This window comes from Geobacillus sp. E263 (assembly GCF_007197795.1).
Classification (GTDB): Bacteria; Bacillota; Bacilli; order Bacillales; family Anoxybacillaceae; genus Parageobacillus_B; species Parageobacillus_B toebii.
Genome location: NZ_CP041632.1, coordinates 2,892,427 through 2,915,723, shown reverse-complemented (window position 1 = coordinate 2,915,723; position 23,297 = coordinate 2,892,427). Strand labels below are relative to the sequence as shown.

The 23,297-nt window shown below is 44.9% G+C and carries 15 protein-coding genes, 23 tRNA genes and 3 rRNA genes; 35 read left to right on the top strand and 6 right to left on the bottom strand.

Annotated elements, in window-relative coordinates:
- From FNL97_RS15015 to FNL97_RS15005, 3 genes are all read left to right on the top strand, one after another.
- Entirely contained in the window at window positions 1–786 is a 786-nt protein-coding gene (locus FNL97_RS15015; protein ID WP_062678453.1) for an ABC transporter permease, read from the top strand.
- Between the two features lie 299 nt (window positions 787–1,085).
- Complete coding sequence (locus tag FNL97_RS15010; RefSeq protein WP_062678452.1) at window positions 1,086–2,045, top strand: L-lactate dehydrogenase; 960 nt, start codon at window positions 1,086–1,088, stop codon at window positions 2,043–2,045.
- 37 nt (window positions 2,046–2,082) lie between these two features.
- A complete protein-coding gene (locus FNL97_RS15005; protein WP_062678451.1) occupies window positions 2,083–3,708 on the top strand; it encodes an L-lactate permease in 1,626 nt (541 codons plus the stop codon).
- Window positions 3,709–3,801: 93 nt separating this feature from the next.
- Here FNL97_RS15005 and FNL97_RS15000 read toward each other — a convergent pair whose 3' ends face one another.
- From FNL97_RS15000 to FNL97_RS14985, 4 genes are all read right to left on the bottom strand, one after another.
- The gene (locus FNL97_RS15000; RefSeq protein ID WP_143416064.1) at window positions 3,802–5,721 is read right to left on the bottom strand and encodes an FtsX-like permease family protein; all 1,920 of its coding nucleotides are present in this window, start codon (window positions 5,719–5,721) and stop codon (window positions 3,802–3,804) included.
- On the bottom strand, window positions 5,693–6,472 hold the full coding sequence (locus tag FNL97_RS14995) for an ABC transporter ATP-binding protein (RefSeq protein ID WP_012749214.1): 780 nt from the start codon (window positions 6,470–6,472) through the stop codon (window positions 5,693–5,695). The genes FNL97_RS15000 and FNL97_RS14995 overlap by 29 nt, the downstream gene beginning before the upstream one ends.
- A gap of 93 nt (window positions 6,473–6,565) precedes the next feature.
- Window positions 6,566–7,588 (bottom strand): sensor histidine kinase, encoded by a 1,023-nt coding sequence (locus tag FNL97_RS14990; protein ID WP_012749215.1) that lies wholly within the window; start codon window positions 7,586–7,588, stop codon window positions 6,566–6,568.
- Window positions 7,588–8,286 carry a response regulator transcription factor gene (locus tag FNL97_RS14985; RefSeq protein WP_143416063.1) on the bottom strand — a complete coding sequence of 233 codons (699 nt, stop codon included), beginning with the start codon at window positions 8,284–8,286 and terminating at the stop codon, window positions 7,588–7,590. The genes FNL97_RS14990 and FNL97_RS14985 overlap by 1 nt, the downstream gene beginning before the upstream one ends.
- 116 nt (window positions 8,287–8,402) lie before the next feature.
- Here FNL97_RS14985 and FNL97_RS14980 point away from each other — a divergent pair, with 116 nt between their 5' ends.
- From FNL97_RS14980 to perR, 3 genes are all read left to right on the top strand, one after another.
- The gene (locus FNL97_RS14980; RefSeq protein WP_143416062.1) at window positions 8,403–8,807 is read left to right on the top strand and encodes a potassium channel family protein; all 405 of its coding nucleotides are present in this window, start codon (window positions 8,403–8,405) and stop codon (window positions 8,805–8,807) included.
- Window positions 8,808–8,873: 66 nt separating this feature from the next.
- A complete protein-coding gene (gene bcp, locus FNL97_RS14975; RefSeq protein ID WP_012749218.1) occupies window positions 8,874–9,344 on the top strand; it encodes a thioredoxin-dependent thiol peroxidase in 471 nt (156 codons plus the stop codon).
- Window positions 9,345–9,586: 242 nt separating this feature from the next.
- Window positions 9,587–10,039: a peroxide-responsive transcriptional repressor PerR gene (gene perR / locus FNL97_RS14970; RefSeq protein WP_012749219.1), complete on the top strand. Its 453-nt coding sequence runs from the start codon at window positions 9,587–9,589 to the stop codon at window positions 10,037–10,039.
- A 27-nt stretch (window positions 10,040–10,066) separates the two neighbouring features.
- Here the strand turns inward: perR and FNL97_RS14965 are convergent, their stop codons facing one another.
- Entirely contained in the window at window positions 10,067–10,423 is a 357-nt protein-coding gene (locus FNL97_RS14965) for a YgzB family protein (RefSeq protein WP_012749220.1), read from the bottom strand.
- A gap of 145 nt (window positions 10,424–10,568) precedes the next feature.
- Between FNL97_RS14965 and FNL97_RS14960 the strand changes: the two genes are divergently transcribed.
- The 28 genes from FNL97_RS14960 to FNL97_RS14830 all read left to right on the top strand — a co-directional run bounded on the left by FNL97_RS14960 (window position 10,569) and on the right by FNL97_RS14830 (window position 21,288).
- On the top strand, window positions 10,569–11,447 hold the full coding sequence (locus FNL97_RS14960; RefSeq protein ID WP_012749222.1) for a nucleotidyltransferase-like protein: 879 nt from the start codon (window positions 10,569–10,571) through the stop codon (window positions 11,445–11,447).
- A gap of 882 nt (window positions 11,448–12,329) precedes the next feature.
- A 16S ribosomal RNA gene (locus FNL97_RS14955) occupies window positions 12,330–13,886 on the top strand.
- A 637-nt stretch (window positions 13,887–14,523) separates the two neighbouring features.
- Window positions 14,524–17,458, top strand: a 23S ribosomal RNA gene (locus tag FNL97_RS14950).
- Between the two features lie 50 nt (window positions 17,459–17,508).
- Window positions 17,509–17,649 carry a hypothetical protein gene (locus FNL97_RS18080; protein WP_172713583.1) on the top strand — a complete coding sequence of 47 codons (141 nt, stop codon included), beginning with the start codon at window positions 17,509–17,511 and terminating at the stop codon, window positions 17,647–17,649.
- Between the two features lie 57 nt (window positions 17,650–17,706).
- Window positions 17,707–17,823: ribosomal RNA gene (gene rrf / locus FNL97_RS14945) — 5S ribosomal RNA — on the top strand.
- Together the 16S, 23S and 5S rRNA genes with 23 tRNA genes alongside form the textbook arrangement of a ribosomal RNA operon.
- Before the next feature lie 9 nt (window positions 17,824–17,832).
- Window positions 17,833–17,908: transfer RNA gene (locus tag FNL97_RS14940), tRNA-Val, on the top strand.
- A gap of 161 nt (window positions 17,909–18,069) precedes the next feature.
- Window positions 18,070–18,142 (top strand) — tRNA-Thr (locus FNL97_RS14935).
- 295 nt (window positions 18,143–18,437) lie between these two features.
- Window positions 18,438–18,510 (top strand) — tRNA-Lys (locus tag FNL97_RS14930).
- A 5-nt stretch (window positions 18,511–18,515) separates the two neighbouring features.
- Window positions 18,516–18,597 (top strand) — tRNA-Leu (locus FNL97_RS14925).
- A gap of 12 nt (window positions 18,598–18,609) precedes the next feature.
- Window positions 18,610–18,684 (top strand) — tRNA-Gly (locus tag FNL97_RS14920).
- Window positions 18,685–18,692: 8 nt separating this feature from the next.
- Window positions 18,693–18,778 (top strand) — tRNA-Leu (locus FNL97_RS14915).
- 3 nt (window positions 18,779–18,781) lie between these two features.
- Window positions 18,782–18,855, top strand: a tRNA-Arg gene (locus FNL97_RS14910).
- A gap of 27 nt (window positions 18,856–18,882) precedes the next feature.
- A tRNA-Pro gene (locus FNL97_RS14905) sits at window positions 18,883–18,956 on the top strand.
- Window positions 18,957–18,968: 12 nt separating this feature from the next.
- Window positions 18,969–19,044: transfer RNA gene (locus FNL97_RS14900), tRNA-Ala, on the top strand.
- A 17-nt stretch (window positions 19,045–19,061) separates the two neighbouring features.
- Window positions 19,062–19,135: transfer RNA gene (locus FNL97_RS14895), tRNA-Met, on the top strand.
- A gap of 7 nt (window positions 19,136–19,142) precedes the next feature.
- A tRNA-Ile gene (locus tag FNL97_RS14890) sits at window positions 19,143–19,219 on the top strand.
- Between the two features lie 16 nt (window positions 19,220–19,235).
- A tRNA-Ser gene (locus FNL97_RS14885) sits at window positions 19,236–19,328 on the top strand.
- A 188-nt stretch (window positions 19,329–19,516) separates the two neighbouring features.
- A tRNA-Met gene (locus FNL97_RS14880) sits at window positions 19,517–19,593 on the top strand.
- A 5-nt stretch (window positions 19,594–19,598) separates the two neighbouring features.
- Window positions 19,599–19,674 (top strand) — tRNA-Asp (locus tag FNL97_RS14875).
- Window positions 19,675–19,814: 140 nt separating this feature from the next.
- Window positions 19,815–19,890: transfer RNA gene (locus tag FNL97_RS14870), tRNA-Phe, on the top strand.
- 163 nt (window positions 19,891–20,053) lie between these two features.
- Window positions 20,054–20,126: transfer RNA gene (locus FNL97_RS14865), tRNA-Thr, on the top strand.
- A 10-nt stretch (window positions 20,127–20,136) separates the two neighbouring features.
- Window positions 20,137–20,212: transfer RNA gene (locus FNL97_RS14860), tRNA-His, on the top strand.
- Window positions 20,213–20,218: 6 nt separating this feature from the next.
- Window positions 20,219–20,289, top strand: a tRNA-Gly gene (locus tag FNL97_RS14855).
- A 4-nt stretch (window positions 20,290–20,293) separates the two neighbouring features.
- A tRNA-Ile gene (locus FNL97_RS14850) sits at window positions 20,294–20,370 on the top strand.
- Between the two features lie 199 nt (window positions 20,371–20,569).
- Window positions 20,570–20,644 (top strand) — tRNA-Asn (locus FNL97_RS14845).
- A gap of 3 nt (window positions 20,645–20,647) precedes the next feature.
- A tRNA-Ser gene (locus tag FNL97_RS14840) sits at window positions 20,648–20,740 on the top strand.
- 8 nt (window positions 20,741–20,748) lie between these two features.
- Window positions 20,749–20,820, top strand: a tRNA-Glu gene (locus FNL97_RS14835).
- 394 nt (window positions 20,821–21,214) lie between these two features.
- Window positions 21,215–21,288 (top strand) — tRNA-Gly (locus FNL97_RS14830).
- Window positions 21,289–21,379: 91 nt separating this feature from the next.
- Here FNL97_RS14830 and FNL97_RS14825 read toward each other — a convergent pair.
- Window positions 21,380–22,042 (bottom strand): B3/B4 domain-containing protein, encoded by a 663-nt coding sequence (locus FNL97_RS14825; RefSeq protein ID WP_143416061.1) that lies wholly within the window; start codon window positions 22,040–22,042, stop codon window positions 21,380–21,382.
- 70 nt (window positions 22,043–22,112) lie between these two features.
- On the opposite strand from FNL97_RS14825, the gene queG reads away from it, so the two are divergent.
- A complete protein-coding gene (gene queG, locus FNL97_RS14820) occupies window positions 22,113–23,282 on the top strand; it encodes a tRNA epoxyqueuosine(34) reductase QueG (RefSeq protein ID WP_012749224.1) in 1,170 nt (389 codons plus the stop codon).
- Window positions 23,283–23,297: the final 15 nt, after the last annotated feature.

Genomic DNA, 23,297 nt, shown 5'->3' with positions numbered 1-23,297 from the left:
GTGTTTTACGTATCGATCTTTTTTCAATATATGGCGCAATATATGAAAACAAAGCTGCAATATCGCGCTGATTTGCTTGTCGAGTTTATCTCTGATTTGATGTCGCAGGCGGTCAATCTTGTGTTTCTTCTCGTTGTATTTGGGCATACGCCGCTGCTGCACGGCTGGACGCGTGATGAAATTTTATTTATTTACGGCTTTTTTTTAGTGCCATATGCGGTGTTCGGGGCATTTTTTAACTTATGGGATTTTAATGAGCGTTATATTGTGCGCGGAGAAATGGACCGTGTATTGACACGCCCAGTGCACAGCTTGTTTCAAATTATTCTTGAGCGTATGGAGTTAGAGTCGCTTCTTGGTGGAGTAACAGGCATAATCATTATGGCGTATGCGGGTGCACGCTTGCATCTTTCGCTGCATTGGTATGATGTTTTTGTGTTTATTTTGCTTGTACTAGGTGGAGCGCTTATTTACGCGGGAGTATTTGTATCATTAGCGACTATTAGTTTTTGGGCAGATGCTCGTACATCCATCATGCCGATGATGTACAACATCAGCAACTACGGGCGCTATCCAATTGATATTTATCATCGCGTCATCCGCTATATTTTAACGTGGATTTTGCCGTTTGCGTTCGTCGGCGTGTATCCGGCGTCCTATTTTCTCGGCAAAAAAGAATGGTACGGATATGCGTTTTTTACTCCAGTCATGGGCATCATCTTTTTTGCGATTTCCGTGTTTTTGTGGAACGCAGGGGTAAAACGATATCGAGGTGCAGGGAATTAAAAAGAGGGAGAATCCGAAAGGTAAAAATTCCTTAAAGGGATTGCCCTCTTATTTTTTATGAAAATGAGTATATGTAGTATGTATTATGGTGAATATAATGACAGACCATTTTTTTTCGTTTATTGGGTTGCTTGCTGGAACTGAATGTAGTGATACAAAAATACTGTTGTGCGGCCAAAATGTTAACAAAAAAGACAAATTTCTCTTATAGTTGATACTTGATAAAGTTTGTGAAATAATGCACAATATATTTGTGAATAATTTCACAAACTAATTTTAGGAAAGGATGACAGACAACTATGAAAAGACAATGCATGAATCGAGTGGCACTTATAGGAACAGGATTCGTTGGGGCCAGCTATGCATTTGCCCTTATGAATCAAGGAATCGCGGATGAATTAGTGTTGATTGATGTGAATAAAGAGAAGGCGGAGGGCGACGTGATGGACTTAAATCACGGAAAAGTATTTGCGCCGAAGCCAATGAATATATGGCATGGAGATTATCAAGATTGTCAAGATGCCGATTTGGTGGTAATTTGTGCAGGTGCTAACCAAAAGCCAGGGGAAACAAGACTCGATCTCGTTGACAAAAACATGAATATCTTTAAAACGATTGTCGATTCTGTCATGAAATCAGGTTTTGATGGAATCTTTCTTGTCGCGACGAATCCAGTAGATATTTTAACGTATGCCACTTGGAAATTTAGCGGGTTGCCGAAAGAACGAGTGATTGGCTCGGGAACGATTCTGGATACGGCAAGATTCCGCTTTTTGCTAAGCGAATACTTTCAAGTAGCTCCGACTAATGTACACGCGTATATTATCGGAGAGCATGGGGATACAGAATTGCCTGTTTGGAGCCATGCGGAAATTGGAAGTGTTCCAATCGAACAAATATTGTCGCAAAACGATCGCTATAGAAAAGAGGATTTAGAAAATATCTTCGTCAATGTTCGTGATGCGGCATATCAAGTTATTGAGAAAAAAGGCGCAACTTATTACGGCATTGCGATGGGACTCGTCCGCATTACACGTGCTATTTTGCACAATGAAAATGCTATTTTAACCGTTTCTGCTTATCTAGATGGTCAATATAATGAGCAAAACGTTTATATTGGTGTACCTGCTATTATCAACCGAAACGGTATTCGCGAGGTAATGGAATTGAAGTTAAATGAAACAGAACAACAGCAATTTCATCATAGCGTAACTGTATTAAAAGACATTCTTTCACGTTATTTTGATGATGTAAAGTAATAAAATACTGACTTAGAATAATAACAAGGTGAGCAACATGTGGATACAACATTACAATCCTTTCGATAATACGTATCTTTCTGCACTCATTGCGGCGCTTCCAATTGTTTTATTTTTATCATGTTTAACCGTGTTTAAAATGAAGGGAATAAAAGCCGCTTTTCTCACTCTTTGTTTTGGATTAGTGACAGCTGTTTTGTTTTTTCATATGCCGATTTCAAAGGCGATTGCTGCTTCCATCTATGGAATCGCGAACGGTTTATGGCCTATTGGCTATATTGTGATCATGGCTGTCTGGCTATATAAAATTGCTGTTAAAACAGGGAAGTTTGATATTATCCGTGGGAGTATCGCAAACATTTCTGAGGATCAGCGGCTTCAACTCTTGCTCATCGGTTTTAGTTTTAACGCATTTTTAGAAGGTGCTGCGGGATTCGGCGTTCCGATTGCCATTTCGGCTGCTTTACTTTCGGAATTAGGATTTCATCCATTAAAAGCCGCCGCTCTTTGTTTAATTGCCAATGCTGCATCTGGCGCGTTTGGAGCGATTGGGATTCCGGTTATTGTCGGAGCACAAATGGGAGATTTAACTCCGATTGAGTTATCTCGTACACTTGCTTGGATTTTGCCATTTATCACGTTTCTCATTCCGTTCTTATTAGTGTTTATTTTAGATAAATGGAAAGGCGTTAAAGAAACATTGCCTGCTCTTTTAGTCGTAAGCGGAAGTTATACCATTGTACAGACATTGACAATCATTGTGCTCGGTCCGGAATTGGCCAACATTTTAGCGGCGCTTGTCAGTATGGGGGCATTAACTATTTTCTTAAGAAAATGGCAGCCGTCACATATATATCGAGTAAATCAGGATGAAGAAGCTGTAGAAAAATCTAAATACAGCTTGAAAGAAATCATCAGTGCGTGGTCTCCTTTTTATATTTTAACGTTAATCGTTATTATCTGGAGTCTGCCGGGTTTTAAAGCACTGTTTGCTGAAGGTGGAGCGCTTCATAAAACTACGCTTTTGTTTAAAGTGCCATTTTTGCATGGAGAAGTCGTAAAAACTCCTCCGGTGGCACCGGCACAGACGGCATTAGATGCTATATTTAAGCTGGATCTTGTATCCGCAACAGGTACAGCGATTTTATTAGCGGTGCTGTTGGCAGTGATGTTCAGCAAAAATATTACGTTCGCTGAGGGAATACAAAGTTTAAAAGAAACATGTAAAGAACTTTCGATTCCTGTATTGACTATTTGTTTTATCATGGGGTTTGCCAACTTAGCCAACTATGCGGGTTTATCCTCTACGATTGGTTTGGCATTAGCGAAGACAGGGGATGTATTTCCGTTCGTTTCCCCGTTATTAGGATGGCTCGGTGTGTTTATTACAGGATCTGTCGTAAGCAACAATGCTTTATTTGGCCATTTACAAGTGGTTACAGGGGCTCAAATAGGGACAAGCTCTTCGTTATTGCTTGCTGCCAATACTAGCGGGGGAGTGATGGGAAAACTCATCTCTCCGCAATCCATCGCCATTGCAACTGCTGCAGTGCGAGAGACAGGCAAAGAATCTAACTTGTTTAAAATGACGATTTATTATAGCTTGATCCTGCTGTTGTTTGTGGGAGTATGGACATATGTTCTTTCGATCATTGGAATTTAGTATAGTTTGTTATTAAGTTAAGCACTGTGTATAGGCGGATATATTCTGCGGCCTTTTTCTCCGATTTATGTACCGGAAAAAGGCCGCATTTAATTACATTACTTGCCCCACCTTTTTCGTGTAAAGCGAACGAATCAAGAAATAGTAACAAAGTTGAACAACGAAAAAGATGATAATGACAAGCGAGCTTGTTTTCACGACAGAACCGGACACCATGTTTTGCAGCATTTTAAAGGCAAAGCCGGCATGGACGGTGGCAACGACAAACGGAATGAAAAAGAGAATCGCTACTTGCTTTGCCGCAATTTGCTTCATTTCTTTCCATGTCAAACCGAGTTTGGATAGCGCTTCGTATTGCTTGCTGTCCTGTTCCAAATCGTTATAAAGCTTAAAATATAAAATGCTGTCAGCAGCTAAAAAGAAGAGGACACTGACGAAAAAACCAATAAAGAGCATTAAGGAGAAAACTTGTTTCATTTGGTTAAATAATTCTAAACGATTGATGAAATCGACATCATCTTTTTGAATCAAGCGGTTCAGTTTTTTGATTACTGATGTTTTTACTTCCCAATTTTTATATGATATACCAGCATAATATTGAATCGTTTCTTCTGCCGCGAGACGATGAAATTTATCATATAAATGATCAGGAACAACTAGCATATATCCGATAACCCCTGAAGGATTGATGACTGGCTGGGGAATCGATTTAGCCAATGGAACCACCATCGTCTCATTACTATTTTTTATGGCAATCGCAATTTGTTTTCCTTTAATAGGTTCGTACCCTTGGTCAGGGGTAGGTTGCATATAGGCAGCTGTATTTGCTGGCAGCGATATGTGCGGCTGACCAGCCAAATCCGCGAATCGATTGTAATCTGTTACACGCATAAGAACAAGGTTTTGCATTGCATAATCCTCAGATTTCTTAGGATTATATGCCCGGATGAAAGCGGCCTTATGACTTTTGAAAGGAATATGCTCATCACGTAAAGTATTTTTCAGTATTTGCAATTTGTTTTCAAAGGCTTTCGGTTCTTTTTTTGATATAAGGGCAATCGCATGCGGGAACCGTGCTTCTGCTTCTGCTTTTTTGCCAAAATAAAGGTTGGCAAGCACCCCGGTAGAAGTAAAGGTCACCGCCGTTAGAATAGTCACCATGCTTAAAATTCTTGCGTTATCTTTCAGTTTATATGTCAGTTCCGCGGTGGTAATTAAGTTTGTGCCGCGATAATAGGAGTGCTTTTGCTTTTTATAGTATCGCAAAAGCCCGATGCTCGCTTGCGTATATAGAAAGTACGTTCCAATAATGACAAGCAGTAAAATTGGCAGGACGCGTTTTCCCGCTTGCATGATGTTGGAGGTATAGGCTAAATAGTATCCAATCGCCAGACAGATAACCGCAAGCAGCGAAAGCCAGAGCGAGTAGACAGGCGGTTTTTTTGGCTTTTTCGCTGCTGTTAACAACTCAATAATTTGTGAAGAACGGATCGTGATGAGCGTCATAATCGTAATCGCCTCAAATGTCACTAGAAACAAGATCGCGGTAGAAGCGACCGCTTTCCAAGCAATATAGTAAGATAGCGGCGATGGCAAGTCTAACATAATAGAAAACATCATGAAAAAGATTTTTGTCAATAAGGCGCCAAACACCATTCCTGTTGCAATCGAAAGAAGGGCGATAATTGAGTTTTCGATTATGATTAATTTATTCAGCTGGCCGCGCGTAATACCGAGCAACGTCAGCAAGCCAAAATCTTTTTTACGCAATTTTAAAAACGAGCTTGTCGAATAAAAAATGAAAAATACAGAAAAAAGAAAGACGATGACCTCAGCGGCAAAGATTCCTCTTCTTACTGAGGGACGAATCGTTCCATTCACTACATCAGGATGAAAAATAAATGCAGCGTACATAAAAAAGACAGTGACGGCGAAAGTGCTGCTCAAAAAGTAGGCGGCATATCGGCTAAAGTTACGTCTCACATTATGAAGGGCGAATTGTCGAAATGTCATTGACGTTCCCTCCTAATAGTGACAGCATGTCCAGAATATCTTGAAAAAACGCCTGACGGTTATGTCCTCTGCGTATCTCTGTGAACCATTTGCCGTCTTTGATGAAAATAATGCGCTCACAATAGCTCGCTGCAAAAGGATCATGCGTAACCATCATGATGGAAACGTTCTTTTCCTGATGCAATGCTGTTAATGTTTCCATCACATCTTTTGAAGATTTCGAGTCCAGATTCCCGGTCGGCTCATCGGCAAAAATGAGCAGCGGTTCATGAATAATCGCCCGTGCAATTGCAGCGCGCTGCTGCTGTCCGCCTGAGACCTCATATGTCCGCTTATCGAGAATCCCTTCAATACCTAAAGTGGAAGCCACTGTTTGCAATCGTTGTTCCATTTCTTTAACGGGAATTTTGTCCAATGTGAGTGGAAGAATGATATTTTCTCCGATGGTTAACGTGTCTAGCAAGTTGAAGTCTTGGAATACAAAGCCGAGTTTTCGTCTGCGAAACAAAGCAAGCTCTTTTTTCGAAAGCTGCGATAGATTTTTCCCCTCTACCAACACTTCTCCCGTAGTCGGCTGGTCGATGGTTGCCAAAATATTAAGCAAGGTTGTTTTTCCGCTTCCGGATGGCCCCATGACTCCGACAAATTCCCCTTTTTCAATCGATAAACTGAAATTATCTAACGCCCGGTGTGCGGCCGATTGGCTAGAACGATATATTTTCGTAATCGAGTTTGCTTGCAGGATCGTCATAAAAAAATCCTCCCTTATGTTCTTCTACTGTCGATTATACGGAGGGAGAACATGTGAACATATCGATTTTTCTTACAATGTCTGCTTGTTTTCTTACATTTTTGTCACATTGTAAAAAGTGATCGTGACGGTTGTTCCTTTTCCTTCTTCAGCAGAAATGGTAATTCCGTGGCCAAGATGGTCAACAATTTGTTTGACAAGGTATAACCCCATTCCAGTGGATTCGCGAAACCTACGCCCATTCATACCAGTGAAAAAAGGTTCAAATACGCGTCCGATATCTTGTTTTGGAATGCCGACTCCAAAATCTTGAACGGACAAAAACACTTCGTTTTCACGTTGAACAGCAGAAAGCACGATTTGGTTGCTGACGTTTTTTGAATATTTGATGGCATTGATGACGATTTGGCTAAGAGCGAACTGAAACCATTTTTGATCCGTTTCTACGAAAATCGTTTCGGGAATTTCCACGATGGGGTGAATGCGATTGCGAATAAAAGAGCGTTTGTAATGTTGAATGACATGGTTGACCATTGTTTTTAGCGGCAGCCGCTTTACATGAAAATCATGAGAAAAACGTTTTATTCGTTCTGAATACAGGGCCAGCTCCAATCCATGTTGCAGTCGTTCGAGTTCTTCGCGCATGCTATTCACAAATTCTCGGTCGAATTGGTCTTGAATGTCAAAGTTTTGCAAAAGTAAATCCATGACAGAAACCGGTGTTTTCATCTGATGTACCCATTGGTTCATAAATAATGATGCATCGTCCATTTCTTTATGCAATGCTTGCAGTTCTTTTGTGTAATAACGATACTGCGAGTGGAGGAGTTTTTGAAAAGCATGCAGTAACGGAGACCCGCTAAAAGGGTGAGTGCTCATGTCTAACTGCCGCAAGTTGGACGATAAAAAACGATATGCATGGGATTGACGCCAATAACGCCATGTTAAAAACATCACGATGCACACAAGGCTGATAACAAAAAGATAAACAAACATGCCAAAAGATGGATGGAAAGATTGTTCGAGCATATATAAATACACAATCGATAACAAAAGTACAGCATGAAGAAGATGAAAGACGGTCAGCGGGATATGCTCGCGCAAAAACAATTTCATTATGAATCCCTCCATGTCTCGACCAATTTATAACCGACACCGCGAACCGTTTCAATTGCCTGTTCGATTCCAATTTGCTGCAGTTTTTTGCGAACGCGTGTAATATTGACGGATAGTGTATTATCGTCGACAAATTCCGTATCATCCCACAATGACTCGAGTAGTTCTTCGCGAGATACAATTTTTCCAGATTTTTTCGCCAATCGTTCTAATAAAGTAAACTCCTTTTTTGTAAGCTCGATCGTTTTCTCTTTCCATTGAACCATATGTCGATCATATAACAGGTACAACCCTGATACTTCATATACATGGGGCTGCGCAAGAGCGGCATAGGGACCGTATGTTCGCCGCAGTAAACTTTTGATTTTTGCCATGACTAGATCTAAATTAAACGGCTTTGTAATATAATCATCCCCACCATTTTCGATCGCCATAATTTGGTTCATTTCATGACTGCGCGCAGAGATGAAAATAATGGGGCAAAGGGAAATCGTGCGGATTTGCCGGCACCAATAAAAACCGTCAAATCGAGGAAGATTAATGTCGAGCAATACAAGATGAGGATGATACTTTATAAACTCCTTTTTAATATCGTCAAACTGTTCTGCAATATGTGCGCGATATTCATATTTTTCAATATGCTCCTTAAGCATGAAGGCGATTTTAACATCATCTTCGACAATCAAAATCGTATGCATTTGTTTTCTCCCTTTCATTCTCTTTCTAGGTTTTATTATATCGAATCCACTTATATATGAATAATCGACTTTCTGTTTTCATATATATGGTTATGGACAAGTACGAGGTGAGAGCGATGGAGTATGCGTTCATTGGAATTGTAGCGACGGTGTTGCTTGCAAGCATTGCGTCTATTTGGACGACAAGTATAAAAACGACCCGTCGTATTTCCTTAGAAAATTTATTTGTTCTTATTCAATGGTACATCACGATGATGTTAGGTTTTGGGCTTATATATATGGTGCTTCAGATGAATGGGCATCACGTGTTTACCCCGTCTGCGAATAGAACGGCTAATGAATGTTTTTCTATACTTCAAGATAGCCTTTATTTAAGCGGGATGACGTTATTGTCAGTTGGATATGGAGATGTTACACCAAAGGGGATTGGAAGATGGATTGCCATCATTGAAGCTTTATTGGGTTATATTATGCCTGCTGTACTTGTTGCTCGAACAATGCTTGACTGGGATGAGCGGTAATCGTTGCAATTTATTGTATCTTTCGCTACCCTAAAAACGAAAGAATAAGACAGTGGAGGGAAAACGATGTCTTTGCAAATCGGGCAACTAGCACCGGATTTCACATTGCCGGCAAGCAATGGGGAAATAGTTTCCCTTTCTGATTTTCGCGGGAAACATGTCGTATTATATTTTTATCCGAAAGATATGACGCCAGGATGTACGACAGAAGCGTGTGATTTTCGCGATCATTATGAAAAGTTTACAGAGACAAATACAGTTATTTTAGGAGTAAGTACGGATTCTGTAGAGCGCCATAAAAAATTTATTGAGAAATATCAATTGCCTTTTTTATTGCTCTCCGATGAAGAACATAAAGTAGCAGAAATGTATGGTGTTTGGAAGTTAAAGAAAAATTTTGGGAAAGAATATATGGGGATCGAGCGCTCGACGTTTGTGATTGATCGGGACGGAAGATTGGTAAAGGAATGGAGAGGAGTTAAAGTAAAAGGACATGTAGAAGAAGCGTTAGAATATATTTTAGAAAATTTAACGTAATTTTCCTTATATCTAGGTAAAAGTCCATGCGAAAAAGCCGATAATACGTACGATGGATAGTAACCTCCTCAAATGAATGAAAGAGCGATATTGGTGCGGAACAACCTTCCGCACATTTTTTTTGCTAAAAAATGTGGTAAGTTCATATATTAATGATACGAATATTGACAAATAGCATAAAATACTTGTAGACTAATTATAAAAATTATAAAATAATAATTTTTATAAAGGAAGCGAGGTGCATGACGGTGTCTGATAATCAGCAGTTAAAAGAAGCGCTTGATACGTTAAAGCAGACGGGAATACGCATCACTCCGCAACGTCATGCGATATTGGAATATTTAATTAATTCGATGTCACATCCGACAGCAGATGAAATATATAAAGCGCTGGAAGGAAAATTTCCAAACATGAGCGTAGCAACCGTCTATAACAATTTGCGCGTTTTTAAAGAGGTCGGATTAGTGAAAGAGTTAACATATGGTGATGCATCAAGCCGCTTTGATTTTGTTACATCCAATCATTACCACGTTATTTGCGAACAATGTGGCAAGATTGTCGATTTTCACTATCCAGCATTAGATGAGGTAGAAGAGCTTGCTGCTCATATAACAGGGTTTAAAGTAGATCATCACCGTATGGAAATTTACGGAACATGTCCTGACTGTCAAGAAAAGACACGCCAACAACATTAAAAAGCTGATAGCGGGGTGGGAATGCTATCAGCTTTTTCTCTTTTTTCGGTTATATTTTTCGTCAAACTCTTTTCCTTCTAACTCTGGATCTAATGTCAACGGCTCATTGCAAAACATACATAAATCTACCTTGCCAAGCATTTTTGTTATTTTGCCACAAGATGGACATACGACTTTCACTGCTCTTGTTGATAATGTTCCAATCCAAAAATAAACAACGGTGCTTGCGATGATGAAAAGAAGGCCTAAAATCATAAACAGTGTCATAACAAAAGGAGATGTACGGAAAAATATCCCTATATACATAACAATAAAGCCGACAAAAATTAAGCTCAAGGCAAATGTGCGAATTTTGTTGATTTTGCTCGAATATTTGATACCCATTTATTGTCCCTCCTATACATAACACTATATCATAAAGTGGTGAAAAATGTGTCGCTATCTTCGGGAAGTTTAGAAACGACAAAGAGGATTTTTTGTTTTTTTGTCGAATAACCATGACATCATGAAGGAGATGGAGGAAACGATAATGGAGGATTTAATTCGTCCCATCTACCAAGAATGGGCCAGTCATCGTAATACATTAGGGATTTTGATGATTGAAAAGAAAGCGAACAATTCTGCTGTGACAGACACCTTTCATATCGTTTTATTGGTAGTTACTACTAATATGGCCCCGCCTATATTTGTGAAACATTATGTATCAGGAGAAGAAAAAGCGGCGTTATATGTGGTCGATGAAACAAAATTAAATGAATGGCTTCTTCTTGGTTCCCATCGAAAGATTATTGATTGGATATTCTATGGGAAAATTTTATTTGACCGTAATGATTATATATATCAGCTCCGAAATCGTATGAAAGAATTCCCGGAAGAGATGCGGCAATTAAAAATGGGAATAGAATTTGCCAAATTAATTCGCAGATATATGGACGGAAAGGCATTTTTTGAGGCAGATCAACTGTTGGATGCGTATAATCATGTTATTCATGCATTGCATCATCTAGCGCGATTAGCTGTCATCGAACAAGGATTTTATCCCGAAGTCACTGTATGGAACCAAATAAAACAAATGGATGCGCAAATTTATAAGTTGTATGAAGAACTTGTCAGCAGTGAGGAGCCGTTGCAGAAACGGCTGGAGCTTTTATTTTTGGCAAGTGAATTTTTAATCCATTCGCGAATCCCATCAGGAGCTGCCCATTTGTTTAAAGTTTTAAGGGAAAAAGAGGGAGCATGGAGCATTGCGGAAATTATGCAGCATCCAGAGCTTTCATCGTATTCCGTAGATCTTATCATCATGCTGGAATATTTAGTAGAGAAAAAGGTCTTGTTTGTAGAAGAAGTGCCAACAAAAAGTCGCCATATATATCATCGTTACTATTCATTGCAAAATAAAGAACAGTAGTAGAATTTTTGTTTTATCGCACCTGCGATTTTATTTTGTCTGTTTGTTCGAGCTGCGCTTTTATTTTTTAGAATATAGCAATTCTGTTTGTAACATTTTCCCGAGAATTCTCCTTTCCTCTTGAAGTAAAGGAAGGTGAGGGATCGGGAGTTTTTTAATTCCTAAAAATATCTACTTGTGTAAGCAAGAAGTAGTAGAACGGTTCGACCGCCCCATCGGTGTGGTGTCGACGTTGCTTACAGAATCTATCGAGAAGGCTTCCAATGTAGGTGGAAGGAGATTGCCTTCTTCTATGCAGAAGCTTTGTCGATGGAGGCGATAAAAACTCCCATCTCTTCATGGAGTGAAGGTGGGAGAGGTCTTCATGGAGTTTATTTCCTAAAAAAAATACAAAAATGTTATTGACTTGTTAAAAAAGTGATGATATATTATGAAACGTTGTCGCAACCAAGAAAGTTGCGAAATGATGTTAGCAAAAAAACACTTGACAATAAAAAATGAAAGTGTTAATATAAAAAAGTCGCTTTAAGAAAACAAATGTTCTTTGAAAACTGAACAAAACGAAGCGTCCACAACGAAAAGCGAAGGCGAGCGCCTAACGCCGAAAGGAAAATGTTCTTCCGACGAGACATGCTTGCATGTCGACGAAGGAAGGTTATTTTCCGCAAGGCGTTGTGAGCCGGAGCTAGACAATAAGAAAAGCTGAAGCGCCGCGATCAGCTCTCGAAGCCAAATGTTCTTCACCCGCTGAAGTGCTTGCACTTCGAGGGGGAAGGTTATTTGGCACAAGAGAGCTAGGCGCTGAAGCTGGACAATACGAAAAGCGAAGGCGGCTTGACACCTTCGGTGTCAGTGCCGAATTAAATAAGCCAATCAACTTTCTTTTTGGAGAGTTTGATCCTGGCTCAGGACGAACGCTGGCGGCGTGCCTAATACATGCAAGTCGAGCGGACCGAACGGAAGCTTGCTTCTGTTCGGTTAGCGGCGGACGGGTGAGTAACACGTGGGTAACCTGCCCGTAAGACCGGGATAACTCCGGGAAACCGGGGCTAATACCGGATAACACCGAAGACCGCATGGTCTTCGGTTGAAAGGTGGCTTTTGCTACCACTTACGGATGGGCCCGCGGCGCATTAGCTAGTTGGTGAGGTAACGGCTCACCAAGGCGACGATGCGTAGCCGGCCTGAGAGGGTGACCGGCCACACTGGGACTGAGACACGGCCCAGACTCCTACGGGAGGCAGCAGTAGGGAATCTTCCGCAATGGACGAAAGTCTGACGGAGCGACGCCGCGTGAGCGAAGAAGGTCTTCGGATCGTAAAGCTCTGTTGTTAGGGAAGAAGAAGTACCGTTCGAATAGGGCGGTACGGTGACGGTACCTAACGAGAAAGCCCCGGCTAACTACGTGCCAGCAGCCGCGGTAATACGTAGGGGGCGAGCGTTGTCCGGAATTATTGGGCGTAAAGCGCGCGCAGGCGGTCCCTTAAGTCTGATGTGAAAGCCCACGGCTCAACCGTGGAGGGTCATTGGAAACTGGGGGACTTGAGTGCAGAAGAGGAGAGCGGAATTCCACGTGTAGCGGTGAAATGCGTAGAGATGTGGAGGAACACCAGTGGCGAAGGCGGCTCTCTGGTCTGTAACTGACGCTGAGGCGCGAAAGCGTGGGGAGCAAACAGGATTAGATACCCTGGTAGTCCACGCCGTAAACGATGAGTGCTAAGTGTTAGAGGGGTTAAACCCTTTAGTGCTGTAGCTAACGCGTTAAGCACTCCGCCTGGGGAGTACGGCCGCAAGGCTGAAACTCAAAGGAATTGACGGGGGCCCGCACAAGCGGTGGAGCATGTGGTTTAATTCGAAGCAACGCGAAGAACCTTACCAGGTCTTGACATCCCCTGACAACCCTGGAGACAGGGCGTTCCCCCTTCGGGGGGACAGGGTGACAGGTGGTGCATGGTTGTCGTCAGCTCGTGTCGTGAGATGTTGGGTTAAGTCCCGCAACGAGCGCAACCCTCGCCCCTAGTTGCCAGCATTCAGTTGGGCACTCTAGGGGGACTGCCGGTGACAAACCGGAGGAAGGTGGGGATGACGTCAAATCATCATGCCCCTTATGACCTGGGCTACACACGTGCTACAATGGGCGGTACAAAGGGCTGCGAACCCGCGAGGGGGAGCGAATCCCAAAAAGCCGCTCTCAGTTCGGATTGCAGGCTGCAACTCGCCTGCATGAAGCCGGAATCGCTAGTAATCGCGGATCAGCATGCCGCGGTGAATACGTTCCCGGGCCTTGTACACACCGCCCGTCACACCACGAGAGCTTGCAACACCCGAAGTCGGTGAGGTAACCCGTAAGGGAGCCAGCCGCCGAAGGTGGGGCAAGTGATTGGGGTGAAGTCGTAACAAGGTAGCCGTACCGGAAGGTGCGGCTGGATCACCTCCTTTCTAAGGACTGTATGTGTGTGAAATAAGGTGGGCGCTTCGGGTTTGTTCAGTTTTGAGGGAGCATTCTACTCCTTCAAGTGCTTTGCGTCTGCGTCTACGAGTGGATTCAGAGAAGCTAGATTCCTCGACGCAAGGCAGCAGAGAAGTTGATTCAAGGCAGTAGCCTTGTTCAGTTTTGAAGGAACATTACCCATTCCTTCAAACGTTTTGTGTCTGCGTCTGCTAGTGAATTCGAGGAAGCAGGATTCCTCGACACAAGGCAGCAGAGAAGCAGATTCAAGGCAGTAGCCTTGTTCAGTTTTGAGGGAACATGTTTAATGTTCTTTCAAAACAGAGGCTTTGTGTCAGAAGCAGTCTTGTGCCTGCGTCTACAAGCAGGTTCGAGGGAGTTAGGTTCCTCGGCACAAAGCTGCAGAGAAGCGAACTCAAAGTAGTAGCTTCGTTCCTTGAAAACTAGATAACCGAGAAGAAAAGCGGAGGCGCCGCGATTAGCTCTCGAAGCTAAATGTTCTTCACCTGCAGAAGTGCTTGCACTTCGAGGGAGGAAGGTTATTTGGCACAAGAGAGCTAGGCGCCGAAGCTAGACAGTGGAAGAAGCCGAGAAGCGAAGGCGGCAAGCGTGAAGCTGTTTTCGCATGGTTAAGTTAGAAAGGGCGCACGGTGGATGCCTTGGCACTAGGAGCCGATGAAGGACGGGGCAAACGCCGAAACGCTTCGGGGAGCTGTAAGCAAGCGTTGATCCGGAGATGTCCGAATGGGGAAACCCACTGCCCGTAATGGGGCAGTATCCATACCTGAATCCATAGGGTATGGAGGGCACACCCGGGGAACTGAAACATCTAAGTACCCGGAGGAGAAGAAAGCAACCGCGATTCCCTGAGTAGCGGCGAGCGAAACGGGAACAGCCCAAACCAAGAGGCTTGCCTCTTGGGGTTGTAGGACCACTCACATGGGAGTTACAAAGGAACGGGGTAGACGAAGCGGTCTGGAAAGGCCCGCCAGAGAAGGTGACAGCCCTGTAGTCGAAACTTCGTTCCCTCCCGAGTGGATCCTGAGTACGGCGGGACACGGGGAATCCCGTCGGAAGCAGGGAGGACCATCTCCCAAGGCTAAATACTCCCTAGTGACCGATAGTGAACCAGTACCGTGAGGGAAAGGTGAAAAGCACCCCGGAAGGGGAGTGAAAGAGAACCTGAAACCGTGTGCCTACAAGTAGTCAGAGCCCGTTCATGGGTGATGGCGTGCCTTTTGTAGAATGAACCGGCGAGTTACGATGACGTGCGAGGTTAAGTCGAAGAGACGGAGCCGCAGCGAAAGCGAGTCTGAATAGGGCGTTAAGTACGTCGTCGTAGACCCGAAACCAGGTGATCTACCCATGTCCAGGGTGAAGGTAGGGTAACACCTACTGGAGGCCCGAACCCACGTACGTTGAAAAGTGCGGGGATGAGGTGTGGGTAGGGGTGAAATGCCAATCGAACCTGGAGATAGCTGGTTCTCCCCGAAATAGCTTTAGGGCTAGCCTCAAGGGAAGAGTCTTGGAGGTAGAGCACTGATTGAGCTAGGGGCCCTCATCGGGTTACCGAACTCAGTCAAACTCCGAATGCCAACGACTTATCCTTGGGAGTCAGACTACGAGTGATAAGATCCGTGGTCGAGAGGGAAACAGCCCAGACCACCAGCTAAGGTCCCAAAGTGCACGTTAAGTGGAAAAGGATGTGGAGTTGCCCAGACAACCAGGATGTTGGCTTAGAAGCAGCCATCATTTAAAGAGTGCGTAATAGCTCACTGGTCGAGTGACTCTGCGCCGAAAATGTACCGGGGCTAAACGTGCCACCGAAGCTGTGGGATGACCATTGGTCATCGGTAGGGGAGCGTTCTAAGCGCGCCGAAGCGGGACCGGAAGGACTCGTGGAGCGCTTAGAAGTGAGAATGCCGGTGTGAGTAGCGAAAACAGAGGTGAGAATCCTCTGCACCGAAAGCCTAAGGTTTCCTGAGGAAGGTTCGTCCGCTCAGGGTTAGTCGGGACCTAAGCCGAGGCCGAAAGGCGTAGGTGATGGGCAACAGGTTGAGATTCCTGTACCACCTCCTCACCGTTTGAGCAATGGGGGGACGCAGGAAGGTAGGGCGAGCAGGCTGCTGGAATAGCCTGTCCAAGCGGTTAGGCTGCCAGATAGGCAAATCCGTCTGGCGCAAAGGCTGAGCCGTGATGGCGAAGGGACCATCGGTCCCGAAGTCCCCGATCCTACACTGCCAAGAAAAGCCTCTAGCGAGGTGAGAGGTGCCCGTACCGCAAACCGACACAGGTAGGCGAGGAGAGAATCCTAAGGTGCGCGGGAGAACTCTCGTTAAGGAACTCGGCAAAATGACCCCGTAACTTCGGGAGAAGGGGTGCTCTCTTGGGTGATGAGCCCGAGAGAGCCGCAGTGAAAAGGCCCAAGCGACTGTTTATCAAAAACACAGGTCTCTGCGAAGCCGAAAGGCGAAGTATAGGGGCTGACACCTGCCCGGTGCTGGAAGGTTAAGGGGAGCGCTTAAGCCGCAAGGCTGAAGGTGCGAACCGAAGCCCCAGTAAACGGCGGCCGTAACTATAACGGTCCTAAGGTAGCGAAATTCCTTGTCGGGTAAGTTCCGACCCGCACGAAAGGTGTAACGACTTGGGCACTGTCTCAACGAGAGACCCGGTGAAATCATACTACCTGTGAAGATGCAGGTTACCCGCGACAGGACGGAAAGACCCCGTGGAGCTTTACTGCAGCCTGATATGGAATTTTGGTATCGCTTGTACAGGATAGGTGGGAGCCTGAGAAGCCGGAGCGCCAGCTTCGGTGGAGGCGCCGGTGGGATACCACCCTGGCGGTATTGAAATTCTAACCCGCACCCCTTACCGGGGTGGGAGACAGTGTCAGGTGGGCAGTTTGACTGGGGCGGTCGCCTCCCAAAAGGTAACGGAGGCGCCCAAAGGTTCCCTCAGAATGGTTGGAAATCATTCGTAGAGTGCAAAGGCACAAGGGAGCTTGACTGCGAGACGGACAGGTCGAGCAGGGACGAAAGTCGGGCTTAGTGATCCGGTGGTTCCGTATGGAAGGGCCATCGCTCAACGGATAAAAGCTACCCCGGGGATAACAGGCTGATCTCCCCCAAGAGTCCACATCGACGGGGAGGTTTGGCACCTCGATGTCGGCTCATCGCATCCTGGGGCTGTAGTCGGTCCCAAGGGTTGGGCTGTTCGCCCATTAAAGCGGTACGCGAGCTGGGTTCAGAACGTCGTGAGACAGTTCGGTCCCTATCCGTCGCGGGCGCAGGAAATTTGAGAGGAGCTGTCCTTAGTACGAGAGGACCGGGATGGACGCACCGCTGGTGTACCAGTTGTCCCGCCAGGGGCACCGCTGGGTAGCTATGTGCGGAAGGGATAAGCGCTGAAAGCATCTAAGCGTGAAGCCCCCCTCAAGATGAGATTTCCCATCGCGTCAAGCGAGTAAGATCCCTCGAAGATGACGAGGTCGATAGGTCCGAGGTGGAAGCGTGGCGACACGTGGAGCTGACGGATACTAATCGATCGAGGACTTAACCAAAGCGAAAAGCAGAGGACGCCCGCCTATCGGCGACACGCGCTGGAGGGCCCGTGAGGAGGCTGTTGCCGCCGCAACGGGACCGAAGCGTCGCGAGCCGATGGCGTCCGGAGCTAGACAAAGCGAAAAGCGGAAGCCGCCTGCGCAAAACGGCTTTCTTCCAAACAGACGGTTATCTAGTTTTGAAGGAATGAATTCCCCATCTTGACAAGACTATCTATTTATATATAATAAAACTTGTCCATTACTTGCCTAGTGACAATAGCGGAGAGGAAACACCCGTTCCCATCCCGAACACGGAAGTTAAGCTCTCCAGCGCCGATGGTAGTTGGGGCCAGCGCCCCTGCAAGAGTAGGTCGTCGCTAGGCAATTCATACGGAGGATTAGCTCAGCTGGGAGAGCACTTGCCTTACAAGCAAGGGGTCGGCGGTTCGATCCCGTCATCCTCCACCATGATAATACATATTTATGCCGGCTTAGCTCAATTGGTAGAGACGAGCCTAAGCTTCCGTGAATTCACTGCGAGTTGTCCCGACGCATATCACTTCGCTGAATAAGCGAGAAGAGGAAGGGACACAAAAAATTAAACGTATATGTCAATACTTCTTTCTTATGCCGGCTTAGCTCAATTGGTAGAGCAACTGACTTGTAATCAGTAGGTTGCGGGTTCAAGTCCTGCAGCCGGCACTGTAATAGTATGAGCCATTAGCTCAGTAGGGGAGCAACAAGCCTAAGCTCCTATGAATCCGCTACGAGTTGCCTCGACGAATCCTGCTTCTTTGAATTCACTAGTAGAGGAAGAGGCAACGAGAAACAACGAGTGTCTTTATTTACCACACGAGCCATTAGCTCAGTAGGTAGAGCAACTAGCCTAAGCTCCTATGAATCCGCTACGAGTTGCCTCGACGCATCTAACATCGTTGGGTTCGCTGGCAGAGGAAGAGGCATCGAAAAAACAACGAGTGTCTCCCTTTAACTACATGAGCCATTAGCTCAGTAGGTAGAGCATCTGACTTTTAATCAGAGGGTCGGAGGTTCGAATCCTCCATGGCTCACTTTTGCGGGTGTGGCGGAATTGGCAGACGCACCAGACTTAGGATCTGGCGCCTTACGGCGTGGGGGTTCAAGTCCCTCCACCCGCATCTTATAAGCGTGCGGAAGTAGTTCAGTGGTAGAACACCACCTTGCCAAGGTGGGGGTCGCGGGTTCGAACCCCGTCTTCCGCTCCATTAATGCCGCCGGGGTGGCGGAATTGGCAGACGCACAGGACTTAAAATCCTGGGGTAGGTAACTACCGTGCCGGTTCGAGTCCGGCCCTCGGCATATGCGCTCGTAGCTCAATTGGATAGAGCATCTGACTACGGATCAGAAGGTTAGGGGTTCGAATCCTCTCGAGCGCGTTAATCTTTTAATGAATATGTAGGAAGCGGGAAGTAGCTCAGCTTGGTAGAGCACATGGTTTGGGACCATGGGGTCGCAGGTTCGAATCCTGTCTTCCCGATTTAGAAAATATGGGGCCTTAGCTCAGCTGGGAGAGCGCCTGCTTTGCACGCAGGAGGTCATCGGTTCGATCCCGATAGGCTCCACCAGTAATAATAAAGAATTTGGCGGCGTAGCTCAGCTGGCTAGAGCGTACGGTTCATACCCGTGAGGTCGGGGGTTCGATCCCCTCCGCCGCCATTGAAATGGACCTTTAGCTCAGCTGGTTAGAGCAGACGGCTCATAACCGTCCGGTCGTAGGTTCGAATCCTACAAGGTCCACCATGTTCTTTAATATGATGGAGGAGTACCCAAGTCTGGCTGAAGGGGTCGGTCTTGAAAACCGAGAGGCGCCGCAAGGCGCGCGGGGGTTCGAATCCCTCCTCCTCCGCCATACATCGTTACTCGTTACTATAGTATATCGCCGCGGGGTGGAGCAACGAGCTTAAGCTCCATCGAATAAGCTACGAGTTGCCTCGACGCATTTGACATCTTTGAATTCGCGGGCAGAGGAAGAGGCAAAGATTTGAATTAAACCTTTCTAAATTATTTATTCGTAATTCAATCATTACTTTCTATCATCGCGGGGTGGAGCAGTCCGGTAGCTCGTCGGGCTCATAACCCGAAGGTCGCAGGTTCAAATCCTGCCCCCGCAACCAATATTGGTCCCGTAGTGTAGTGGTTAACATGCCTGCCTGTCACGCAGGAGATCGCGGGTTCGAGTCCCGTCGGGACCGCCACAATGAACTAAGTATATAGATCGGTAACGATGAATGATACTTCCATGAATATGCTGCGAGTTGTCCTGACGCATCTAACATTGCTGAATAATCTAGAAGAGGAAAGGACAAGACAACACAGAATATTAAGATAATAAAATGGCTCGGTAGCTCAGTCGGTAGAGCAAAGGACTGAAAATCCTTGTGTCGGCGGTTCGATTCCGTCCCGAGCCACCACTCACTCTTAAGTTTTTCTGTCTGATGTGCCGGCTTAGCTCAATTGGGGAGCAACGAGCCTAAGCTTCCATGAACTCGCTCCGAGTTGCCTCGACGCATCCATCATCTTTGAGTTCGCTAGTAGAGGAAGAGGCAATGAAAATAATTTAGACAAATTTCATATGCCGGCTTAGCTCAATTGGTAGAGCAACTGACTTGTAATCAGTAGGTTGCGGGTTCAAGTCCTGCAGCCGGCATCAGATTGTGGCGACTATGGCGAAGTGGTTAACGCACCAGATTGTGGCTCTGGCATGCGTGGGTTCGATTCCCACTAGTCGCCCCATGTTATGCGGGTGTAGTTTAGTGGTAAAACCTCAGCCTTCCAAGCTGATGTCGTGGGTTCGATTCCCATCACCCGCTTCTTGGGCCTATAGCTCAGCTGGTTAGAGCGCACGCCTGATAAGCGTGAGGTCGGTGGTTCAAGTCCACTTAGGCCCACCATTATAATTAATAGACTTAAGAATTTTATCTGCTTTGGAGCATGCTTGTTCTGCAATGGCTCAGCGACGAGCGATACTTCTATGAATTTGCTACGAGTTGCCTCGACACATCCAACACCTTTGAGTTCGCTAGTAGAGGAAGAGGCAGAGTGAAATTTTGAATGCATGTTCTGTAAAAAAATAGCTACATGTTTCTTTATTCCGCAATAGCTCAGCGGTAGAGCAACCGGCTGTTAACCGGTAGGTCGTAGGTTCGAATCCTACTTGCGGAGCCATACGGAGAAGTACCCAAGTGGCTGAAGGGGACGGTTTGCTAAACCGTTAGGTCGCAATTTTGCGGCGCGCGGGTTCAAATCCCGCCTTCTCCGCCATTCAATGTGGCCCGTTGGTCAAGTGGTTAAGACACCGCCCTTTCACGGCGGTAACACGGGTTCGAATCCCGTACGGGTCATAAAAGCACCAGTTACGCTGGTGCTTTTGTTTTTTCCATAAAACGAAATTTGTCGAATTTTTTCGTTTTATAGTTGCAATCTAATACATCCTCTGTTATAATCAATACCGTTAACTTAATGTTGTTCATGATCAATGCGGTTTTGTATTCGGAGAATGTATACGCGGGTGTAGTTTAGTGGTAAAACCTCAGTCACGAGCAATGCATCATCGAATTTGCTTCGAGTTGTCCCAACGCATTAAACACCTTGAATCGGCTAGAAGAGGAAGGGACAACGAAAAGAAGAGTTGATTGCGGGTTGCCTCGATGCATCCATCATCTTTGAGTTTGCTAGCAGAGGAAGAGGCATGACAACTGCGCGTTGTATACAGATTTAAAGAACAAAAAATAATATGCGGGTGTAGTTTAGTGGTAAAACCTCAGCCTTCCAAGCTGATGTCGTGGGTTCGATTCCCATCACCCGCTCCATCGCAAATAATGGTTATGGGGACAACGCAGTGTTTCGTTTCTTCAAAGAACGAGGCATTGCGTTTTTTATTTTTATTTTTATGTGATTATTTTATACAAGTTGAAGGGTTGCATCTCCGCCATGAATTTGTATGAACATGTTTTGCATGGACTGCAACAGTTTTTCACATTGTTCTTCTTTCATAGATGGCAATAAATAAATAATTTGGACGGCGTTTTTCGTTTCTTTTGTAACAGCTGTTCGTTGGGAATCGACAATCGGACTGCCAAATGGCCCATGAATATCCCTTGATACGATTTTGCGAGAAAAGTTGACAGTGCGCCCGTTGATAGCGATATACTCGTCTTGGTCTGTTCCAATATCAATGGTAATCGGTCCTTCCAATTTATCTAAATCATAAATGCCAATTGGAATTTTATAATAAAGTGAAAAGAAATTGTTCACATCGGCTGCGGAGTGGATAGTTGGGATAAAGTTTTTCTTTTGAATACGTCGATATAAGCTTTCCGACGAAGGACGATATCTGCTCGGGTCTGTTCCGATCGTTTTAAATGCCCTGCGCCATTCCGCCAGTTCAGGAATATCTGCAATCGCTGTTTCCTGCAAATCAAAGTAAATGGATTCTTGAAATAATTGGAGTCTTCCTTTTAACATTTGCGGAGAATCATCAACAACGATATGATTATAAAGTATAATCCCTACTTTAAATTCAGGTATCATTTGTTTTATTGTTTCCGCGACAACTACGTCCATCTGCTTTCACCTCGAAACTTTTTCTTTATTGTAACATAGATTCCGAATTTTAGCGAAAGGAGGGATAACGATGGATGTGGCGGCTCTAAAACAAGAGATTATTGAATATAGCAAAACGATTGGTATTGATAAAATTGGATTTGCTAGTGCTGATCCGTTTGTCGAGTTAAAAGAGCGGCTTCGTCGCCAACAAGAGTTAGGATATCAATCCGGATTCGAAGAGCCGGATATTGAAAAGAGAACCAATCCTTCCCTGCTTTTGCCAGAAGCAAAGTCTATTATTGCGATTGCCTTAGCATATCCGTCCAAAATGAAAAATGCTCCGCGTGGTACAAAAACAGAAAGACGAGGAATTTTTTGCAGGGCATCATGGGGAAAGGATTATCATTACATTTTGCGGGAACGTCTTGAAAAATTAGAAGCATTTATTTTAGAGAGAGTTCCTCAGGCTAGAGTAAAATCGATGGTAGACACAGGAGAACTGGCTGACCGTGCTGTTGCGGAACGGGCTGGAATTGGTTGGAGCGGAAAAAATTGTTCTATTATTACTCCAGAGTTTGGTTCTTATGTTTATTTAGGAGAGATGATTACCAATATTCCGTTTCCCCCTGATGAACCGATTGAAAGCCGCTGTGGAACGTGTACGAAGTGTATCGATGCTTGCCCGACGGGAGCGCTCGTGCAGGGAGGACAATTGAATGCACAGCGATGCCTTTCATTTCTGACACAAACGAAAGGTTTTTTAGCTGATGAATTTCGTGATAAAATTGGAAATCGATTATATGGATGTGATACGTGCCAAATGGTTTGCCCTGAAAATAAAGGAAAAGACTTTCATCTCCATCCAGAGATGGAGCCGGACCCTGAAGTGGTAAAACCAAAATTAATTCCGCTTTTGCATATAAGCAATCGAGAATTTAAGGAAAAATTCGGTTCGATTGCTGGGTCTTGGCGAGGGAAAAAGCCGATTCAGCGAAATGCCATTTTGGCTTTAGCGCATTATAAAGATCAAACAGCCATTCCGGATTTACTAAAACTATTAAAAGAAGATAGCCGTCCGGTTATTCGCGGAACAGCGGCGTGGGCGCTTGGAAAAATTGGTGATACACGCGTTATTTCCGATTTAGAGGAAGCAAGCAAAACGGAAAAAGACCCGGAAGTTCTTGCGGAAATCGAAAAGGGACTACAATTATTGCGGTCAAATGAGGAAAAGGGAAAAAATCGCTCACCTGTCACATAAGTTAATAGCAAAAAA